The organism is Nonomuraea sp. NPDC046570 (assembly GCF_040645915.1).
In the GTDB taxonomy this organism is placed as follows: domain Bacteria; phylum Actinomycetota; class Actinomycetes; order Streptosporangiales; family Streptosporangiaceae; genus Nonomuraea.
This window is the reverse complement of sequence record NZ_JBEYZF010000017.1, coordinates 90,656-109,518: the sequence shown is the minus strand read 5'-3', so window position 1 is coordinate 109,518 and position 18,863 is coordinate 90,656. Positions and strand designations below refer to the sequence as shown.

At 71.7% G+C, this 18,863-nt stretch carries 19 protein-coding genes; 6 read left to right on the top strand and 13 right to left on the bottom strand.

What is annotated here, in order from left to right:
- Window positions 1–169: 169 nt before the first annotated feature.
- From ABZ911_RS25675 to ABZ911_RS25660, 4 genes are all read left to right on the top strand, one after another.
- Window positions 170–2,020: a penicillin acylase family protein gene (locus tag ABZ911_RS25675; RefSeq protein WP_358060734.1), complete on the top strand. Its 1,851-nt coding sequence runs from the start codon at window positions 170–172 to the stop codon at window positions 2,018–2,020.
- Entirely contained in the window at window positions 2,017–3,234 is a 1,218-nt protein-coding gene (locus tag ABZ911_RS25670) for an MFS transporter (RefSeq protein ID WP_358060731.1), read from the top strand. The genes ABZ911_RS25675 and ABZ911_RS25670 overlap by 4 nt, the downstream gene beginning before the upstream one ends.
- Window positions 3,227–4,081, top strand: coding sequence for an alpha/beta hydrolase (locus ABZ911_RS25665; protein WP_358060728.1), 855 nt, complete (start codon window positions 3,227–3,229; stop codon window positions 4,079–4,081). Before ABZ911_RS25670 ends, ABZ911_RS25665 begins: the two co-directional genes overlap by 8 nt.
- 105 nt (window positions 4,082–4,186) lie before the next feature.
- The gene (locus ABZ911_RS25660; protein ID WP_358060725.1) at window positions 4,187–4,414 is read left to right on the top strand and encodes a hypothetical protein; all 228 of its coding nucleotides are present in this window, start codon (window positions 4,187–4,189) and stop codon (window positions 4,412–4,414) included.
- Between the two features lie 461 nt (window positions 4,415–4,875).
- Here ABZ911_RS25660 and ABZ911_RS25655 read toward each other — a convergent pair whose 3' ends face one another.
- A complete protein-coding gene (locus tag ABZ911_RS25655; protein ID WP_358060871.1) occupies window positions 4,876–5,397 on the bottom strand; it encodes a hypothetical protein in 522 nt (173 codons plus the stop codon).
- Here ABZ911_RS25655 and ABZ911_RS25650 point away from each other — a divergent pair.
- Window positions 5,315–5,671: a septal ring lytic transglycosylase RlpA family protein gene (locus ABZ911_RS25650; protein WP_358060722.1), complete on the top strand. Its 357-nt coding sequence runs from the start codon at window positions 5,315–5,317 to the stop codon at window positions 5,669–5,671. The two genes, ABZ911_RS25655 and ABZ911_RS25650, sit on opposite strands and share 83 nt — an antisense overlap.
- Before the next feature lie 584 nt (window positions 5,672–6,255).
- Here ABZ911_RS25650 and ABZ911_RS25645 read toward each other — a convergent pair.
- Complete coding sequence (locus ABZ911_RS25645) at window positions 6,256–6,873, bottom strand: DUF1707 and DUF4870 domain-containing protein (RefSeq protein ID WP_358060719.1); 618 nt, start codon at window positions 6,871–6,873, stop codon at window positions 6,256–6,258.
- 132 nt (window positions 6,874–7,005) lie between these two features.
- On the opposite strand from ABZ911_RS25645, the gene ABZ911_RS25640 reads away from it, so the two are divergent.
- Window positions 7,006–7,344 (top strand): hypothetical protein, encoded by a 339-nt coding sequence (locus ABZ911_RS25640; RefSeq protein WP_358060716.1) that lies wholly within the window; start codon window positions 7,006–7,008, stop codon window positions 7,342–7,344.
- An 84-nt stretch (window positions 7,345–7,428) separates the two neighbouring features.
- Here ABZ911_RS25640 and ABZ911_RS25635 read toward each other — a convergent pair whose 3' ends face one another.
- The 11 genes from ABZ911_RS25635 to ABZ911_RS25585 form a co-directional block, all read right to left on the bottom strand.
- A complete protein-coding gene (locus tag ABZ911_RS25635; RefSeq protein WP_358060713.1) occupies window positions 7,429–7,872 on the bottom strand; it encodes a hypothetical protein in 444 nt (147 codons plus the stop codon).
- A 129-nt stretch (window positions 7,873–8,001) separates the two neighbouring features.
- Complete coding sequence (locus ABZ911_RS25630; RefSeq protein ID WP_358060710.1) at window positions 8,002–8,691, bottom strand: class I SAM-dependent methyltransferase; 690 nt, start codon at window positions 8,689–8,691, stop codon at window positions 8,002–8,004.
- 158 nt (window positions 8,692–8,849) lie between these two features.
- The gene (locus ABZ911_RS25625; RefSeq protein WP_358060707.1) at window positions 8,850–9,989 is read right to left on the bottom strand and encodes an NAD(P)/FAD-dependent oxidoreductase; all 1,140 of its coding nucleotides are present in this window, start codon (window positions 9,987–9,989) and stop codon (window positions 8,850–8,852) included.
- Window positions 9,990–10,211: 222 nt separating this feature from the next.
- Window positions 10,212–11,291 (bottom strand): DUF4192 domain-containing protein, encoded by a 1,080-nt coding sequence (locus ABZ911_RS25620; RefSeq protein ID WP_358060704.1) that lies wholly within the window; start codon window positions 11,289–11,291, stop codon window positions 10,212–10,214.
- A 70-nt stretch (window positions 11,292–11,361) separates the two neighbouring features.
- Complete coding sequence (locus ABZ911_RS25615) at window positions 11,362–12,273, bottom strand: EI24 domain-containing protein (protein WP_358060702.1); 912 nt, start codon at window positions 12,271–12,273, stop codon at window positions 11,362–11,364.
- A 10-nt stretch (window positions 12,274–12,283) separates the two neighbouring features.
- A complete protein-coding gene (locus tag ABZ911_RS25610) occupies window positions 12,284–12,865 on the bottom strand; it encodes a nucleoside triphosphate pyrophosphatase (protein ID WP_358060700.1) in 582 nt (193 codons plus the stop codon).
- Between the two features lie 60 nt (window positions 12,866–12,925).
- Entirely contained in the window at window positions 12,926–13,561 is a 636-nt protein-coding gene (locus ABZ911_RS25605; RefSeq protein WP_358060697.1) for a response regulator transcription factor, read from the bottom strand.
- Window positions 13,558–15,456, bottom strand: coding sequence for a sensor histidine kinase (locus ABZ911_RS25600; RefSeq protein ID WP_358060694.1), 1,899 nt, complete (start codon window positions 15,454–15,456; stop codon window positions 13,558–13,560). The genes ABZ911_RS25605 and ABZ911_RS25600 overlap by 4 nt, the downstream gene beginning before the upstream one ends.
- 102 nt (window positions 15,457–15,558) lie before the next feature.
- Window positions 15,559–15,942 (bottom strand): hypothetical protein, encoded by a 384-nt coding sequence (locus ABZ911_RS25595; RefSeq protein ID WP_358060691.1) that lies wholly within the window; start codon window positions 15,940–15,942, stop codon window positions 15,559–15,561.
- 70 nt (window positions 15,943–16,012) lie between these two features.
- On the bottom strand, window positions 16,013–18,019 hold the full coding sequence (ftsH, locus tag ABZ911_RS25590; RefSeq protein ID WP_358060688.1) for an ATP-dependent zinc metalloprotease FtsH: 2,007 nt from the start codon (window positions 18,017–18,019) through the stop codon (window positions 16,013–16,015).
- 41 nt (window positions 18,020–18,060) lie between these two features.
- Complete coding sequence (locus ABZ911_RS25585; RefSeq protein ID WP_358060685.1) at window positions 18,061–18,849, bottom strand: hypothetical protein; 789 nt, start codon at window positions 18,847–18,849, stop codon at window positions 18,061–18,063.
- Window positions 18,850–18,863 lie beyond the last annotated feature (14 nt).

Here is an 18,863-nt window from a genome sequence, read left to right as displayed (position 1 = left end):
CGGGTATCCGCGCGCGCTCAGCCGTGTATCCGCCAGGTATCAACGCCTTGATCCGGCCCGCTGAGCTCACGGGTTGACTGCCGCTGTACGGCGATCGACCAGCGGGTGTACGGAATCCTTGTCCGATCGGCCAACGATTCCCGCCTGTGCCCACCCCAGAGTTGGGCCCATGGACAACCCTTGGGGAGTGGTCACGCTCGTCCGTGATCAGTACCGGATGCCGCTGCTCGACGCGGACAGCGAGCCCGCCGCCTACTTCGGTCTCGGATACGCGCAGGCGCAGGACGACCTGCCCGGCCTGCTGCGGCAGTACCTGCTCGTCCGCGGCGAGCTCGCCACGGTGGACGGGCCCGCGGCCGCGCCGCGCGACGACAACCAGCGCCGCTGGCGGATCCTGCAGGAGGCGCGCGAGGGCCTCGCCGGTCTGCCCGAGCCGATGCGCGCCTGCTACGAGGCGTTCATCGCGGGCGTGCGGGCCTGGATGGACGAGCACCCCGAGCTCGCCCCGGACTGGGCGCCGCCGCTGGAGCCCGCGCTGCCGATCGGCGTCAACCTCACCGTGATGCTGTACTGGGTCACCGCCGACGCGGTGAAGGACCTGCGAGCTGCCGGGGTCGCGCTGCCGCCCGTCATGTCCGAGGTGGAGCTCGCGCTGGCCGGGCCCGCCTACGACACGCCGGGCTCCAACGCCTGGGTGCTGCGCCCGTGGCGTACGGCGACCGGCGAGACGTTCGTGGTCAGCGACCCGCACCTGCCGATCGGCGGGACGTTCGCGCTGCACGAGGCGACGGTCAGGGCGGGGGAACTGCACTACACCGGCTTCACCTTCCTCGGCGCGATGCTCCCGGCCCTCGCGCACAACAGGCACGTCGCGTGGGGCGTCACCACCGGCGGGCCGCGCGTCTCCGACGCCTACCGGATCGACGACTGCGACGCCGACCAGGTGCTGCTGAACGGCCTGCGCTCGCCGGTCGTCGCGCGCGAGGGGCGCACCGCCTACGCGATCTGCACGCCGTACACGGGGCTGGCGGGAGAGACCGAGCGGCAGTTCATGACGATGCTCCGGGCGCGCGACGCGCGCGAGCTGCGCGCCGCGCTCGACCTCGGCGCCTTCCCGCCGCAGAACCTGCTCGCGGCCGACGCCTCCGGCGAGTGCTTCTACCTGCGCACGGGCCGGGTCCCGAGGCGCCCGTACGGCTCGGCGCGCGTGCTCGACCCGAGCCAGCAGTGGGACGGCTTCCTGGCCCAGGACGAGCTGGTGGAGGTGTGGAACCCCGCCTCCGGCCACCTGCACAACTGCAACACGGCGCCCCCTGACGGCGACTGGCACCCGGACGCCTTCAACGACGTGCCGGGCCGCTCCACCTGCCGGGGCGAACGCAGCGAGGAACTGCTGTCCCGCGCCTACGAGGTACAGGCCGAGGACGTGATCGGCTGGGCGCTCGACGACCTGTGGCCGGACACGCCGCGCTGGCGTGCGGCGCTGGCGTCCGCGGCGGCGTCCGACCCGGAACGCGTGGCGGGCTGGCCCGCCGCCCGGCGCGTGCTGCTGCGCCGGCTGCTGGCCTTCGACGGGCTCGCCACCCCGGCCTCCCGCGACGCCACGGCCTGGCTGGGCTGGCGCACCGCCGTCGCCGGGACGGACCTGCCGCCGGACAAACTGCGCGACCTGGTCGAGGCTCTCGACGCGGACCTGCTGCTCGGCGGCGTCGAACGCGCCGTGGACGACGACCGGCCCTACGGCGAGGTGCACCGCTTCGCGCCCGGCGTCCCGGGCCGGGGCGGCGCCTTCCTCAGCAGACCGGTCCTGCCCGACGACACCGAGGGCGTGCTCCAGGTGTCCCTCCGCGCCACCTACTACGCGGGCGGGCGCGCGGTCGCGGGCGGGCCGGCGCTGCGCATCGTCGCGCTCGGCCCGGACGGCATGCGCTCGTGGAGCGTCTCGCTGCCCGCGCAGGCCGCGCTGTACTCGCGCGGCGAGGTCAAGCCGACCCTGTTCGAGCCGGTGACCGCGTCATGAGGTGGTACCCGGTCACGGCGCTCTCGCTGCTGGCCATCACCGACATGATCGCGTCCCAGGCGCTCAGCGTCCTCGCGCCCGACATCACCCGCGCGCTGGGGGTCTCGGCGGGCGCGTTCGCCTCGCTGCTGGCCGTACAGCTCGTGGCGGCCTGCCTCGCGCCGATCCTCATGGCCACGCTGGCCGGCGACAGAGCGATCCGCGCGGTGATCGCCATCTCCACCGGATTCGTGTGGAGCGTCTGCGTCGCGGCCGTCGGACTCGTCGACAGCATATGGATGCTCGGCGTACTGATCCTGCTGAACGGCCTGGCCAACGGCAGCGTCGCCGCCCTGCACACACCCCTGCTCACCGACCTGTACCCGCGGGACGTGCGCGGCCGCGTCCTCTCCCTGTACGGCGCGGCCGGCCCGGCGGCCAGCGTCCTCGGACCGCTGGCCGTCGCCGGCCTGACCGGGTGGCTCGGCCTGAACTGGCGCGTCGTGTTCTTCGTGCTCGGCGCGGTCTCCCTGGCCGGCTGCGTGGCCGCGATCCGCCTGCGCGACCCCGGCGTCGGAGCGCGCGAGCAGGACAACCCCGGCTCGCTGTCCGGCTCGTTCCTGGCGCTGTTCCGCATCCCCACGATCCGGCGGATGCTGGCCGGGTTCGCCGTGTTCGGCATGATGCTCCTGCCCGGTGCCACGTTCATGGCCATCCACCTGGAACAGCGCTGGGGCCTGCAGGCGGGCGCGCGCGGGCTGTTCATGGCCGCGTACGCCGTCGGAGCCATCGTCATCCTGCTCACGCTGGGACGTAAGCTGGACTCGCTGTTCCAGAACGACCCGCGCAAGGTCGTCGTGGTGTGCGCGATCGTCGTCGCCACCTCGGCCACCGGCATCGCGCTCGGCGCCGCCGCTCCGTTCCTGGCGCTGTGCCTGGCGGCGTTCTTCGTGGCGATGACCGCGACCTCGCTGATCGTCCCGGTGGTCGCGCTGGTCGGGCTGTCCGTGGCGGCGCCACGCCAGCGCGGGCACTTCGCGGCCGTGTTCACCGTCACCCTGGCCGGGGGCGGGCTGACGGGGGCGGGTCTGCTGACCGTCGTCGAGGGGGCCTTCGGCACCGCCGGCGCGGTGGCGTCCGTGGCCGTACCCGGCGTGCTGGCGGCCTGCGTCATCATCACCGCCGTCCGCACGGTCCGCACGGACCTGGAACCAGGAGTCCACGCCCATGGCTGACACCAGCGTCTTCGGTGCCCCTGGCAGGGTCACCCTGCCGGACGGCCGGCGGCTGTACCACGTGAGCCAGGGCGAGGGTGAGCCCGTCGTGGTCCTGGAGGCGGGACTCGGCGGCTCGCGGGCGGACTGGGGACTGGTCCTGGCCGGCATCGCCACAAGCACCAAGGTCGTCGCCTACGACCGGGCCGGCCTGGGGCGCAGCGACCCCGACACGGCGCGCCGCGACGTGGGCCGCATGGCCGAGGACCTCGGCCATCTGCTCGACGGGCTCGGCGCCGAGCGCTACCTGCTGGTCGGCCACAGCCTCGGCGGCCCAATCATCCGCGCCTACGCCGCACGCCACCCCGCCCGGGTCGCCGGTCTCGTGCTGATCGACCCTGCGGACGAGACCCTCGACATGTACTACTCGCTGAAGCACCGACTCCTGGTGCGCGGCATCTGTCTCGCCATGGAACTGCTGTCGCGCGCGGGCTACCGCAAGCTGCCCGGCGGGAGCCGGGCCGCCGAGCTGTTCCCGCCCGAGATGCGGGCCGAGGCGGAGCCGGAGCTGACCAGCCCCGGCTCGCTGCGGGCGAGCCGGGCCGAGGCCACAGCGCTGGCGGACGGCCTCCGCGAGCTGCGCGCCGCCCCCGGGACCCTGCCGCCGGTGCCGGTCACGGTCATCAGCGGCGCCCTCAGCCGCTCGCGAGGCGAGGCTGCGCGCCACGACGACCTGGTGGCCGCCCACCGGGCCTTCGCCGAGTCCCTGCCCCACGGCCGCCATGTGATGGCCGAGAGGTCCGGCCACATGATTCAGCAGGACCAGCCGAACATCGTCATCGAGGAAATCCTCCGCCTGCTGCCCTGAACCGCGCCACCACCTCCACCCTGCCGACCTACTCCGGGCACTGCTCAGTGGTCTCCCTGGCCCGCTACGCCCGAGTCCCAGGTGGGGCCGACCCGCTGGAGGGGTGTGGCGGGCCCGCTTGGCCGCCGAGATCATCAGAATGGCGGCCAGGACGGGGATGAGGACCAGGTCAGGGATCACGCCGAGCATCAGCCCGCCCAGGCGCCCAGCAGGCTCCCGGCCAGCAGGTTGATCGCGACCGCCCAGTGCGCCCAGCGCGACGGCGGCCAGCCGTACGGGCAGGGCGGCGAGCACCACGACCAGGCTCACCGCCTTGTTCAGGATGACCGCTGACAGCGCGGCGAACCCGAACAGGCCCAGGCAGCCGGAACTCCGCGCCGCCCGAGCCGATCACCCCGCCCATTACACCGACCGCCGCACCGGCGGCATCGAGCGCGCCGCACGGGCGGGACTGTCGTTCGCGGTCATCTCCAACCGGCACTCTCGCCGCCCGGCTCCCGCACCCTGCTGCAGCGCCCCGACCTGGGCTGATGCGAATTCCGTCGTTCTCCGGGCTTCCTGAAGATCCAAGGCGTACTCTCGGTTTTGCGGGGCTTTCGTGACCAAAGTGAGATATATCACGGTATGTCGCTTTAAGTTGTCTTTGCTGTGCCTTTGTCCCGTATGTTCGTCCACATTGCGGGGCTTCAAGCACTCCCCGCCGCAGGATCGGCCGGCGCGCATCCCCCACCATTCCCCTTCCGCCTGGCCCTTCTCTGTCCTGTCCCCGATCTAGGACCGTGGTTCCCCTTGGGTCAGCACTCCCAGAAGAGCGCCATGAGCAGCCTCATGGCCCCCGGCAAGCGCAGGTGGACGACCGTGGTGGCAGGTGCGGCCGTGGTCGCCGCCGCCTCCACCACCGCCTGGGCCGCCGTCGCGAACGGCGACACCCCCACGAACGCCGCCGGCCTGGCCACCGCCTCCCCGCCCCTCGCGGCCTCCCCCACCCCCGCCACGAGCGCACCATCCGACGACACATCAGCGCCCTCGCCCAAATCCCCGTCCACGGGATCGAAGTCCTCGAGCACCCCGTCCTCCACGAGCGCCACAGCCTCCACCAGCGCCACAGCCTCCACGGATTCGTCCTCCTCGTCCGCCTCCAAGGATTCGTCGTCCACGCGGTCGACCGGCAAGGTGTCGTCGCCCAAGAGTTCGTCCGACAAGGATTCTTCGAGCACGGACGGCACCGACACCGTGCAGAGCCCGCCCAAGAAGCTCGTGAACAAGCCGAAGGCTGCCGCAGCCCCGCCAAAGGCGCGCGTCCTCTCCTCAGGCACCTGCGGCGCGTCGTACTACGGCGAACCCCAAATGACCGCCAGCGGAGAACACTTCAACCCATCGGCGATGACCGCCGCCCACAAGACGCTCCCACTCGGCAGCAAGGTACGCGTCATCAACCCGAAAACCGGCGAATCGGTCACCGTCCGGATCAACGACCGCGGCCCGTTCGTCAGCGGCCGCTGCCTGGACCTCTCCCAAGCCGCCTTCTCCACCATCGGCAACACGAACGCGGGCGTCATGACCGTCAAGTACCAGGTCCTCGCCCGCTAACCCCAGACCCCACCGAAGCACCGAGCACCGAGCACCGAGCACCGAGCACCGAGCACCGAGCACCGAGCAAGCCTGCCTGACCTCGCCGTTTCGCGCCGCTTCCCCGCCGTACACGCACGCCCCAAAAGCGGCCGAACCGAGAGCGTCGACACGAACAACCCGCGCAGATCATGATCCAGGCCGCGCACCGTCCTCGCCGGTACCGTCCTCGCCGGTGGCGGCGGAGCGCGCGGCCTGCGCGCGGGTCCGCATCAGCGCTCGTACGCCGATGGGGTGGCACTCGGATGGTACATATCGAGCAGTTCGTCGGAGGCAGTCGCCCGGCGAAGAGGCTGACCGCGCTGAAGCGCTCCGGCAGAGCCTGGCACTCCCAGCATCTGCATGATCTGGCCGTGTGGCCTTGGGCACGTCGCCGGACTCCGGGCGACGTTCGAGCACCCTGGCTTGGGCGGGCAACCACCTCGCACACCCTGCGATCCGACCTGTGGAGAATCGCGACCGCCCCGCCCGCGACTGGTCCGGCTCCCAAGGAGGAGAAGCCGGAATGCGGACGAGGCCGGAGAAGAGATGAAATCGGATGGGTGTTACTTCACCAGGCGAAGCGTGAGCGGGTAGCGGAAGTCGTTCTCCGTGAGAGCCGAGACGCCGGCGACGACGGCCAGGACGAAGGCGGCCATCCAGATCACCGGGACGAGGACCACGCCGACGATCGTGAGCGGCAGCAGGATCGAGGCACCCAGCAGGGTCAGGTGGAAGTTCAGCGCTTCGACGGCGTGGCTGCGGATGTACGGCGAGGTCTTGCCGCCCGTGAGCAGCAGGATCAGGGGGCCGATCACGAAGAGTCCGGCCACCGGCAGCAGGTGCGCGGCCGCCGCGCCGAGCCGCTCGTTGCTCTCGGTCGGTACGCCGGAGCGCCTCGGCATGCGGACGGCCTGCGGCGCCACGGGCTGCCAGCGCGGATGCGAGGTGCCGTAGATCTCGTTCATGATGGGCATCAGGTCGCCGTGCGTGCGAGCGGTCATCGCCCGCTCCAGACGCTCGTCGAACTCGTACTTGTCGAACCTGCCCTCCGCGTACGCCGCCTTGACGTGCTCGACCACGTGCTCGCGGTCCTCGTTGGTGACCCGGAGCTGCGCGTGAGCCACCTTGCCGTGACCTGCCGGTGTCACCGGCGACGTCTGTGCCTCTGCCATGACTGCCATGCCTTCTCCTCGTCCTGACGATCCGACCTTCATCGTGCCGTCCCGGCTCGGCGGGGGCATCCGGAGAAACCCCGATCTCTCCCCGATAACAGCCCCGACGCACGGAGCCGATGAACGGTATAAAAAGGAAGCATGAAATGGCGAGACCGCTACGGGCTCCGGCGATTGCGCGGGCCGAAGGTCGCGAAGTTCGATCGCGAGGCCACGGACGCCGACATCGAAGCGCTCATCGCCTTCGCCAAGTCCCGGCGCGGGGTTGAGTTCTACGTCGAACCTGAGACGTTCGCCACCGACACGACGGCCGTCGCGGTGGCCGACGACGGGGAGTGGACCAGGCGCAGGGTCGGAGCACCCGCCGTGATCCGCAAGGTCGCCCGCGACCTGGCCCTGCCGGTGTACGACGTCCAGCTGACGGGCTACCCGCCCCGAATGCGCGCCTACAACGAACGCCGCAAACGCGAACAGACCTAACCCTCACCTCGGTAACCGCGACCACCTGCCGCCCCTGGCTGAGGAGCTGGCGCCCCAGGTCGGGATCCGCACGCCCCGGTGCTCCTAGTCGTCGCCGATCCGTTCCAGCGGGTCAAGGAGGAGCCAGAAGCCGCTTCGCCCTGTCTCCGCAAGCACCACATGCCGTCCGGCGTCGGTGTCATGAAAGCGCGTCTCCATGAAGACCACCACACCGTCCTCGTCTCCGTCGGCGTTGTCTCCGTCGGCGTTTCCGCCCTCGTCTCCGTCGGCGTCGGCGTCGGCGTCGGCGTCGGCGTCGGCGTCGGCGTCGGCGTCGGTCAGCCGGATCCACAACCGCGCCCGGCCCTGCATGTGCCACCGGAACTCCAGCGTCTCCGCGCCGAAGGCGACCGAGTGGGTGAAAAGCCGACCCGTGCCGTCCGGGGCGAACACCACCTCGTCGCCGACCAGCGCTCCCGCCGTACCGCTTGCCGTACGCCACCGCCCGACCGGCCCGCGCTCCAGGGTGCCGTCCGCATCTGTACTCATATGTCGCACGATCTCAAACTCTTCATCACCCAGCCACGAAACAGGCGCTTGTCCCCCGGTGCCGCCTATCTCCTCGCTTGCGAGACGCACGACAGAGCACGACCCCACCGCCACCCGGCCACCCACGGGTCATGGATGCTTGCGGGCTCGTAGGACGGTGTCGTGGAAGGTGATCTCGTGGCCGTGGGGGGCGGTGGCCGTTCTGGTTCTGGCCTCGGCGACGGCGATATCCCACCGGTCGGGGTCGAGGCTGGCCGCGATCTCCTCGGCCGTGATGTGCACCGTTGGTGCTGAGGCGTGCGCCGTGGAGGTGTGCGGGGTGGAGGTGTGCGGGGTGGAGGTGTGCGGGGTGGAGGTGTGCGCCGTGGAGGTGTGCGAGTGTGATGGGTGGTGGTCGACGATGAGCAGCGTGCCGCCCGGCGCGACTGATGCGGCCAGTCGTCGGAACAGCACCTCGCGTGATGCCGCCGGGTGTACATAGTGGGCGCAGACCAGGTCGAAGTGTTCCTCGGTAGGTGTCCAAACGGTCAGATCGGCCTGTACCCAGTCGATCCTGCTGGTGACGTCTGTGCCGAGGGTTTCGGCGTGCTCGCGTGCGCGGTGCAGCGCGGTGGAGGCGAGATCCACCGCTGTCACCCGCCAGCCGCGCGAGGCGAGCCAGATGGCATTGGCTCCCTCCCCGCAGCCCGCCTCCAGCGCCGTACCGGGCGCGAAGTCCCCGACCTCCGCCACCAACTGCGGATTGGGCTGCCCACTACCGACCGGGGTATGGCCGCGGTAACGCCCTTCCCAGTACGCCTTGTCAAATTCCTCGGACACAACGATTCCCTTCCGTGGTTACAGGCTGTGCTTACAGGCCGTCGCTACAGGCCTTGGCTACAGGCCGTGGTTCAGGCCGTGGTTCAGGCCGTGGTTCAGGCCAAGGTTCAGGCCGAGGTTCAGGCCGAGGCGGCTGCAGCCCGTGGTTCACACCGGGTTCAGGCCATGGTCCACAGGCCGTGGCGACGGTCGCCCAGCACCAGTTCAGCGACGCGTGCTTCGGACTTGGCCGAGAACGGGGTCCGCCAGGCGGTGACCGCCTGTCGGGTGTCCTCGGCGACCAGGTCGGCGTTGATCTGGGCCGCTGCGGCAGCGCCCGCCGCCGCGGCGGTGCCGACCTGGGCGGTCAGATCGGTGACGTTGCCCGCGACCCACACCCCGGGCACCTGGGTACGGCCCGCCGCGTCGGCGGGGATGTGCTCACCGACGCCTCCCGGATGCTCGGCCGGTCGCAGTCCGAGCTCTGTCAGGAAGTCGGCGCGCGCGACCATCCGCGGCCCGACCGCCAGCACCTGGCGGCTGACCAGCGTGCCGTCGCTCAGCCGTACTCCCACCAGGCGGTCCTCGACGATCTCCAGGGACGCCACCTCGCCGCCCACCACCCTGATGCCGCGGGCGGCCAACTGCTCGGCCTCCTGGTCGGTCGGCGGCGCCATGGTGTGGGACAACAGCGTGACATCGGCGCTCCACTGCCGGAACAGCAACGCCTGATGCACCGCCATCGGCCCGCTGGCCAGCACACCGATGGCCTGGTCACGGACCTCCCAACCGTGGCAGTACGGGCAATGCACCACGTCCCGGCCCCACCGCTCCCGCAGTCCCGGTACGTCCGGCAACTCATCGACCAGCCCAGTGACCATCAGCAGCCGACGCGCACGGATCGTCCGCCCGTCGGCCAACTCCACAGCGAACCCGATGTCCTCCCCATGGCCCTCGCGAGTTACGGCCCATTTCTCCTCGCGAGCCACGACCCCGTCGCTCCCGCGAGCCACACCCCCGTCGCCCCCGCGAGTCACGGCTCTGACCTCGCCGGGCACCACGTGACCGCCGTAGCGGCGGACTTCCGCCCGGCCGCGCTTCAGCAACTCGGCCGGCCGGATCCCGTCCTGGCCCAGCAGCCCGTGCACAGCCGCAGCCGGGGCGTTGCGCGGGGCTCCCGCGTCGATCACCACCACCGACCTCCGCGCCCGGGCCAACATCAACGCCCCGCTCAACCCAGCGGCGCCACCGCCGACCACCACCACGTCGTAGCCGTCCCTCAGCTGATCAGTCACCGAGACCACCTCCACGGCCACCATGCGACATCACCGCCCAATTCCGCAAACCCTATTGCCAATCCGGCAAAGAAATACCAAGGACGGCAACCTCGATCAGACACTCGGTCGCTCTCCGGCTATGCGCGCCGCCCCGGCATCGAACCCACACTGGCCGACCTGAAGGCGACGACCCGCATCTCGGCGAGCCCCTGTCGCGGCTGGAGTCAGTCACCCGACGGCCGGACCACCGCCCACGAACGAAGCTCAGGACGTATGCGGCTGATCTGCTGGATCGTCGAGTAGCTGGACCAGGGGCAGGAGCCAGGCGGCTCGGGGCTCGCCCATGGCCGCGTCGAGGTCCGCCGGGGTGGGCATGCGCTCGCGGAGCGCCTTGGGGGACAGCAGGTGGCCAAGGGCGTGGGTCAGCAGGGTCGCCATGGAGTAGGCGGGATCGATCGACAGTGCCCGCCCCAGCGCGATCGAGGCCAGCGCGCAGTCGCCCGCCTGCCAGGCGGCCACCCCCAGCAGCGACGCGGCGGGCGGCGCGAACCGGGGCTCCAGCCTGCGTGTCAGGTCCTTCCACAGGGCCACGTGGGCGCGTGGAAGGGAGTCGTCGATGAGTGTCCACGCCTCGTCGCGTACCCGGATCACCGCCAGGTCGAGACCCAGCCTGGCGGCCTCCCGGTCGTCGATCCGGCCCCCGGTCGCGTAGGTGTGCGCGGCGGCGCGGACCCGGGTGAGGCCGTCCGTGATGAAGGTGCGGGCGAAGGTTTCGGCGTCGGGAGCGGCGGTCAGTCCGGCGCGCAGCTCGTCGACGGCTGCGGCCGTGGCCCCGCGCATCGACAGGCGCACCGGCCCGGCGAGCGGTTCGACGACGCGTTCCAGGCTTCCTCGGTCGGGCAGCGCGACCAGCCCCTGCACGGTGGCGGCCGCGGCCACGCGACTGGCCGAGACGTCGAAGGGAGTGCCTTCGGGGGCGCAGCAGTCGCACAGGTAGGACCAGTAGCGCCCGCCGTGCGCGCGCAGCGCCTCGCAGACCGCGACCCCGGCCCGCCCGGCGAGGAGCCGGGCCTCGTCGACGGCGGGAGTGACCAGGGCGCCCGCCCCGTAGCCGACGATGATCGCGTGCGTGACGCCCTCCCGGGCGAACAGCGCCACCAGCGGATGCAGGGACCCCGCCTGGAGTGGCAGGTCCCACCGGGTGCTGACCTCCACGACCGGACCGGCCAGGCCGATCACGATGAGGCTGTCGGCCGGGTGGAAGCCGAGGAGGTAGGGGACGGCGGCCAGGACGTCGGCCGGGGAGGACAGGATGAGGCCGGGCTCGGAGATGTTGGTCGTCATGGGCACGAGGGTGCCCGGTGCGGCGGAGGGCGAGGGCGGCCAGGAGGGGGCCTGGGGATAACCCCGGGAACTACTGGTCCCGCCTGTGGACGGGCGGGGGCGGGCTCTGCCGACGAACCGGCGCGGAGGGGTCCTGCCTGGGGCCCGGCGCAAACGGCGCCTGCCCAGGACCCGGCGCGGGCGGGGCCTGCCCAGGAGGCAAGGTGGGCGGGGCCTGTCCCGGAGGCAGGGTGGGCGGAGCAGCCTGCCCAGGCGCGAGCCGTACTCGGACCATGAGGGCTGCGCCCGCGACCGCGGCGGGCATCGCGAACACGGCCACCAGCGGGATCAGGAACAGCAGGAACACCGCCACGCCGAACCCCAGCGCGGGCGCCTTGTTGGCGCGCAGCAGCGCGAAGCGTTCCTTGCGCGGCAGGCCGCGCCGTTCCATCGCCAGCGTGGTCAGCTCGACGGTGAGGAAGAAGCCGGACACCATCGCGCCGAGCACCGGCACGACCGTCTGCCCGAGCACCGGCACGAAGCCCAGCGCGAACAGCGGGATGCTGAACATCAGCACGTAGCCCAGCGTCACCAGGCTGTCCTTGATCGAGCGCGGCAGCGTACGCCACCAGGGCTGCTCGACCGCGCCGGGCAGTTCGTCGACCTTCGCGGAGAGCTTCTCGTAGAACGGCTCGCCGATGAGCAGCGTCACCGCGGTGAAGGTGACGACGGCCAGCGCGAGGCCGCCCAGGAAGAGCATGACGCCGACCGTGGCCCTGAAGAACGTGCGCCAGCCCTCGGCCCAGCCGTCGGCGAACGGCGTCAGGAAGCCCGCGAGGTCCCCGGCCTGGTTGCCGAGGAAGATCAGCGCGGCGAGGTACAGCGCGAACGCGATCAGGGCCGGGATCAGCCCGAAGAGCCACCAGCGCGGGTTCCTGGCCACCCAGCCCACGCCCTGGAAGAAGAAGCCGACACCACCGGCGAAGTGCCGCAGAGATCGCATGCCAGGAAATCTAGCGCCAGAGCGCCGTGACCGCGTAGCCGAGTTCGTCGAACAGGTCGCGCAGCAGCGGCAGCGAGATGCCGAGCACATTGCCGTGGTCGCCGTCGATGCTTTCGACGAACCAGCCGCCGCGTCCCTCGATCGAGAACCCGCCCGCCATGTGCAGTGGTTCGCCACTGGCGACGTAGGCGGCGATCTCCTCCTCGGAGGGCATGCCGAAGCGCACCACGGTCGAGGCGACCTGGGCCGCCTCCCGGCCCGCGGCCACGTCGATCACGCAGTGGCCGGTGACCAGCCGCCCGGTCCTGCCGCGCATCATCCGCCAGCGCTCGATCGCCTCCTGCGCGGAGGCGGGCTTGCCGTACGGGCGGCCGTCCAGCTCCAGGAGCGAGTCGCAGCCGATCACCAGGCCCTCCGACAGGTCGGCGGCGACCTTGGCGGCCTTCGCCTTGGCCAGTGTGAGGCTGAGCGCGGCGGGCGAGTGGGCGGTCACCGCGTCCTCGTCGACGCCGCTGACGATCACCTTGGGATCGAGCCCGGCGCCGCGCAGCAGGGCGAGGCGGGCGGCTGAGGCTGAGGCGAGCACGATCATCGCCCCAGCCTACCGGCGTCACCGGCCAGGGCCGCCCGTGCGGCCCGGAGAAGGGCAGGGCTATAGCGGATCCCCCAGGCCCGCCTGGCGGGCCCGGACCACCGCCTGTGCCCGATCGGCCACCTGGAGCTTGGCGAACACCGAGGTCAGGTGGTTCTTGACGGTCTTGTGGCTGAGGAACAGGGTCCTGGCGATCTCGGCGTTGGTCCGGCCCGAGGCGAGCAGGTCGAGCACCTCCCGCTCCCGGTTGGTCAGCTCGGGGAACGGCCCGCCGCCCGGCCCGGAGGTGAGGAAGCGGCGGATCCGCCTGGCCACGGCCGCGCCGTACACCGCCTCTCCTCTGGCGACCGCGCGGACGGCCGCGATGAAGTCGTCGCCGTCGGTGCCCTTGAGCACGTAGCCGCGCGCTCCGGCGCGCAGCGCGGCGAAGACGGAGGCGTCGTCCTCGCTCATGGTGAGCACCAGGATGCCCAGGTCGGGCCGCTGGTCGATGAGCTGCCTGGTGGCGTCGAGCCCGGAGGTGCCCGGCATCATCAGATCCATCACGACCACGTCGGGGTCGAGGGCGAGCGCCATCGCCACCCCTTCGGCGCCGTCGCCCGCCTCGCCCACCACCTCGATGCCGCCGAGTTGCTCCAGCAGCGCCCGCAACCCGTGCCTGAGCATGGGATGGTCGTCCACCAGCAGGACCCTCACAGCGGAAGCACCGCCTCGACGGTCGTGCCCGCGCCCGGCGCGGACGTGCGGCGCATGCTGCCGCCGATCTCCGCGGCCCGTTCTCTCATGCTCACCGAACCCACTCCCTCGGTGACGGGTTCGGCGAACCCGATACCGTCGTCCCTCACTGTCAGCACCAGCTTCCCGCCGCGCAGCCCCAGCGCGATCGTCACGCTCGTGGCCTGGGCGTGCTTGAGCGCGTTGGCCAGCGCCTCCTTGGCGATCCAGTACGCCGCCGCGCCCACCGCCGCCGACAGTTCCGGCAGCGGATCGCGCACCTCCACCCGGACGCCGTCGGCGGCCAGCGCCAGGTCGTCCAGCGCGCCCTCCAGGCCCAGTTCGTCGAGGGCGGGCGGGCGCAGGTCGTGCACGACCCGCCGTACGTCGCCGACCAGCCCCTGGGTGAGCGCGCGCACCTCGGCCAGGCCGCCGCGCAGTTCGGGCGGCGCGGTGGCCTCGATGAGGTTCAGCCGTACCCCGATGGCGGCCAGGCCGGGGCCGAGGCCGTCGTGCAGGTCGCGCCTGAGCCGCCTGCGCTCCTCCTCGCGTGCGATCACCAGCCGTTCCCTGGACGTCTGCACCTCGGCGGCCAGCCGTACCGCGGCGAGTCCCACGGCCAGGTGCCCGGCCAGCTCGTCGAGCACCGCCAGGTCGGCCCTGGACATGCTCTCGCCGGGCGCGCGGGCCGCCGCGCGCAACTCTCCCTCCCTGCGCCCGCCCGCGAGCAGCGGGACCCGTACGGCCACGGCGGGCACCTCACCGAAGCCGGACACCTCCTCGCCCGCCGCGTCCACGATGGTCACGCCCGGCAGCCGCAGCGTGCGCGCCACCGTCTCGGCTGTCCCGTCCAGCAGCCCGCTGGTGCCGACCGACGCCCGGAGCTGCTGGCCGAGCCGCGACAGCGCCGAGTTCGGGTCGCCCCTGCTGCCGAACAGCAGCCGCGCGACAGCCTGCTGCACGGCGTCCCTGACCGGCGCGAACGCCACCGCGACCACGGCGGTGGCGACCAGCGGCTCGACGATCCCCGGGGCGATCAGGCCGTGCAGGGCGGTCGCCGTGGCGAGGTACGCGCCGAGCAGGAGGCCGGTCACGACCACGTACACGACCGTGCGGCGCAGCATCACCTCGATGTCGAACAGCCGGTAGCGGAAGATCGACACGGCGGCGGCGATCGGCAGCAGCGGCACGGTGAGCATCTGCACCCACATCACCGGCGACCAGCCGGGGGAGCCGAAGGCGGCGTCGAGCAGGGTGCTCACGGCGAAGGCGGACGCGGCGGCGAGGACGGGCATGAGCTGGCGGCGGTTGTCGGCCTGCCGTACCCGGACGGCCAGCGCGACGGCCCCGGACACGCTGGCCCCGACGCCGACCACGATGAACGCGGCGGCGACCACCCCGGTGGGCAGGAAGCCGTAGGGGTTGGGCCATTCGACGCCCCACAGCCAGGTACGGTCGCGGACCATGAGCCCGAGCTGGAGCAGCGCCATCGCGCCCACCAGCAGCCGCAGGACGGGCCGCCAGCGCGGCGAGGGCAGGCGGCCGTCGGGCAGCAGCAGCGGCAGCAGCAGGAGCGGGCCGAAGCCGAGCAACCAGACCCAGTTGACGCACCAGGCGGCCAGCCCGGTGCCCGGCCAGCCGTGCGCCTGGCCGTAGGAGGCGTAGCCGCCGGCCAGCGCCTGCAGCGCCATGCCGATGCCGGCCAGGCAGAACAGGATGCCGATCACGTCTTTCGGCCGGCGCGTCACGATCAGCGCGCCGACCACCGGGTAGGTCATCCCGGCCACGCAGCTCATCAGCAGGTAGCCGGTGTCCGCCGCGTCCGAGCTCCACAGCAGGCCCGTCACCGACGCCACGAGGGAGATCAACGGGATCACCCATGGCCATCTCGACGGATCCGCGCGCACCACAACATAGTTGGGTATTTCCGGATATTGGGCAATGGGGCCAGGGTCCCGATTAACCGGGACCCTGGCTGGTCAGCGGCGGCGGGAGGCATGCAGCAGGTGCCCGCCGAGGCCGATGATGACCAGCGCGCCCACGCCGTGGAAGATCCCCAGAACGGGGGTCTCCAGCGCGTACGCGCCGATGCGTCCCTGCACGTCCATCACCACGAGCAGGAGCAGCGCCGCCAGGATGCGCTTCCAGCCGCCCTTGGCCACCAAGGTGGCGATGAACAGCAGCACGCCGACCACGAACATGGCCAGCGCGTTGGCGAAGCCGTGCCCGTCCCAGCCGAGCCCGAAGGCGCCCGCCGCGGCCAGCACGATCTGGGCGGCCGACAGCAGGAGGAACAGCGCCGCCAGCGCGGTGCAGGCGGTCTCGCGCCGGGACCGGCGCGCAGTGATCGTCTCGGTTGTCATGCCGACGAGCCTGTCCCGCCCGCAGTCCCGTTCTCATGGAGCGCGGGTCATCCCGAGGTCCCGGATGGGCTCAGCCGGATGAGTCCTTGGCCGATCCGTTGGGGCTCGGCGCCTGCTCCGCGCCGTTGAGGCTCGGCTGCGCCGAGTCGATCGCGTGGCGGCTGGTGCGCGGCAGGCCCGCCGCCATGTACGCGCCCGCCTCGTCGAGCGTCTCCTGCTCCAGCAGGGCGGTGACGATCGCCTCCAGCCGGTCCCGGTTCTCGTTGAGCACCCGTACCGCGACCTCGTAGCACTCGTCGACGATCCGCCGCGTCTCGGCGTCCACCGTGGCCAGCGTGTCCTGGGCGGCCTGCGGCTGGCCGTCACTGGGCAGGATGGTCAGCGGCCCGACCTTCTCCGACATGCCCCAGCGGCCGACCATGCCGCGGGCGATCATGGTGACCTGCTCCAGGTCGTTCTCCGCGCCCGTGGTGATCACGCCGTAGATGACCTGCTCGGCGGCCATCCCGCCGAGCGCGCCGATGATGCGCCCGCGCAGGTAGGTCTCGTCGTAGGCGTAGCGGTCGGTGTCCGGCGTGGACAGCGTGACGCCGAGCGCCCGGCCGCGCGGGATGATGGAGATCTTCCGGACCGGGTCGGCGCCCGGCTGCAGCATGCCCAGCAGCGCGTGCCCCGCCTCGTGGTAGGCGGTCCTGGTGCGCTCCTCCTCCGGCATCACGATCGAGCGGGCGGTGCCGAGCTGCAGCTTCTCCAGCGCGTCGGCGAAGTCGGCCCGGTCGACCTTGTCCTTGCCCCGCTTGGCGGCCAGCAGGGCCGCCTCGTTGACCAGGTTGGCCAGGTCGGCGCCGGTCATGCCGGGCGCGGTCTTGGCGAGCTGTTCGAGGTTGACGTCGCCGGCCAGCGGCACGCCGCGGGTGTGCACCTGGAGGATCGCGGTACGGCCCGCCGCGTCCGGCGCGGCCACCATGACCGTACGGTCGAACCGGCCGGGCCGCAGCAGCGCGGGATCGAGGACCTCGGGCCGGTTGGTCGCGCCGATCACGATGACGCCCTCGGTCCCGGAGAAGCCGTCCATCTCGGTGAGGATCTGGTTGAGCGTCTGCTCCCGCTCGTCGTGACCGCCGATCCCGCCAGCCCCGCCACGGGCCCGGCCGATGGCGTCGATCTCGTCGATGAACACGATCGAGGGGGCCGCCTTGCGCGCCTCGTCGAACAGGTCACGCACCCGGGAGGCGCCCACGCCGACGATCATCTCGATGAACTCCGAGGCGCTGGCGGAGAAGAACGGCACGTTGGCCTCGCCCGCGACAGCCTTGGCCAGCAGCGTCTTGCCGGTGCCGGGCGGCCCGGCGAGCAGCACGCCCTTGGGCAGTTTCGCGCCCAGCCTGCGGTACTTGTCCGGCTCCTTGAGGTAGTCGACGATCTCGACGAGCTCGTTCTCCACCTCGTCGATGCCGGCCACGTCGTCGAAGTTGACCCTGACCTTGTGGGTCTCGACGGGTTTGGCCGACTTGGACTTGCCGAGGCCGCCGAGCCCGCCGCCGCCCATCATGCTGGCGCCGCGCCGCATGATCCAGATCCAGAGCCCGACCAGGAGCAGCACCGGCAGCAGGGAGAGCAGCAGGTTCAGGAACAGGCCGCGGCTCTCCACCGGCGACTCGGCCTGAACCTTGACGCCCTGGGCCTTGAGCTGCTGGTCGAGCTGGTCCTGGTTGGCGAAGATCGGAATCTCGGTGACGAACTCCGTGTAGCTCTTGTTCTCGCTGTCGGGGTCCTTGGCGGCCTGCTTCAGCTCGCCCTGGATCGTGTAGCCCTTGGAGTAGATGCTCTTGACGTTGCCCGAGGCGATCTGCGAGGTGAACTGCGTGTAGGACACCGTCTCGGGCGCCTCGGCGTCGAAGAAGGAGGAGATCACGAAGAACGCGGCGTAGACCACCACGAGCGTGATGACGAACCGCCACCAGTTGATCTTCGGGCGGCCTCCCGGAGCGCCGCCCTTCGGCAGCCCCTCCGCGCGCCAGGGCTTGGACATGCCCTTCTTCCGGTCAGGCTCCTGCGGCGTCCCCGAGCGTTCCACGGCGTCACTCCCCCACACATCGCCGCACTCATGATCCGCTCTTAGCCTAGAACACGCACGTCGGAAACCACGCGCCGGATGTCCGCCCAGCGCTTGCGCTGGGTGTCGGGAACGGTGACGAACACCAGCGCGGGCTTGGTTTTACGCGTCTGGAGAACGGCGACCGCGGCCATCGAGGAGCGCTTGCCGTACGTCACCCGGTAGACCAGCGCCCAGCCCTTGGCGATCCGCTTGGAGGACACCCAGCGGATCTTGGAGCCCTTGGGGTGGTGGTTGAGCGTCCAGCGGGCGGCGAGCTGGGCGGTGTCCCGGGGCGAGCGCTGGGCCTCGATCGGCACAGGGCAGGTGACCACCATGCCGCGCGGCCCGGCGCTCTTGACCTTCGGCAGCACCTGCCTGGTGGCGAACGGCGCGGGCCCGAACACCTTCCACGGGGCGCGCAGCCTGGGCACCCGCAGGCCGGAACGGGCGTCCCTGATCGAGCCCCTGGTCTTGATCACACGGCCCGGCAGCGCCTTGGCCTTGATCCTGGCGGGCAGCGCGGGTACCCGGGGATCGGCGCGCAGCGCCTCCATCGGGGTGTACCCGGGCGCGATCGTGGACCCGGGAGACGGCGTCGCGGACGGCGAAACCGAGGGCGACATCGAGGGCGACACCGACGGCGAGGCCGTGGGTGCGGGCGGCGCCGGCGAGGACGGCACGGCCGATGGCGCGGCGACCGGCCGGGCCGCGACCTCGCCGGAACCTCCGGGAAGCACCATCACCAGCACGGCCACGGCAGCCACCACCGCCGCGACCGCCAGTGCGAGCACCCGGTAGATCACCCGCATCGGCAGATCGCCTA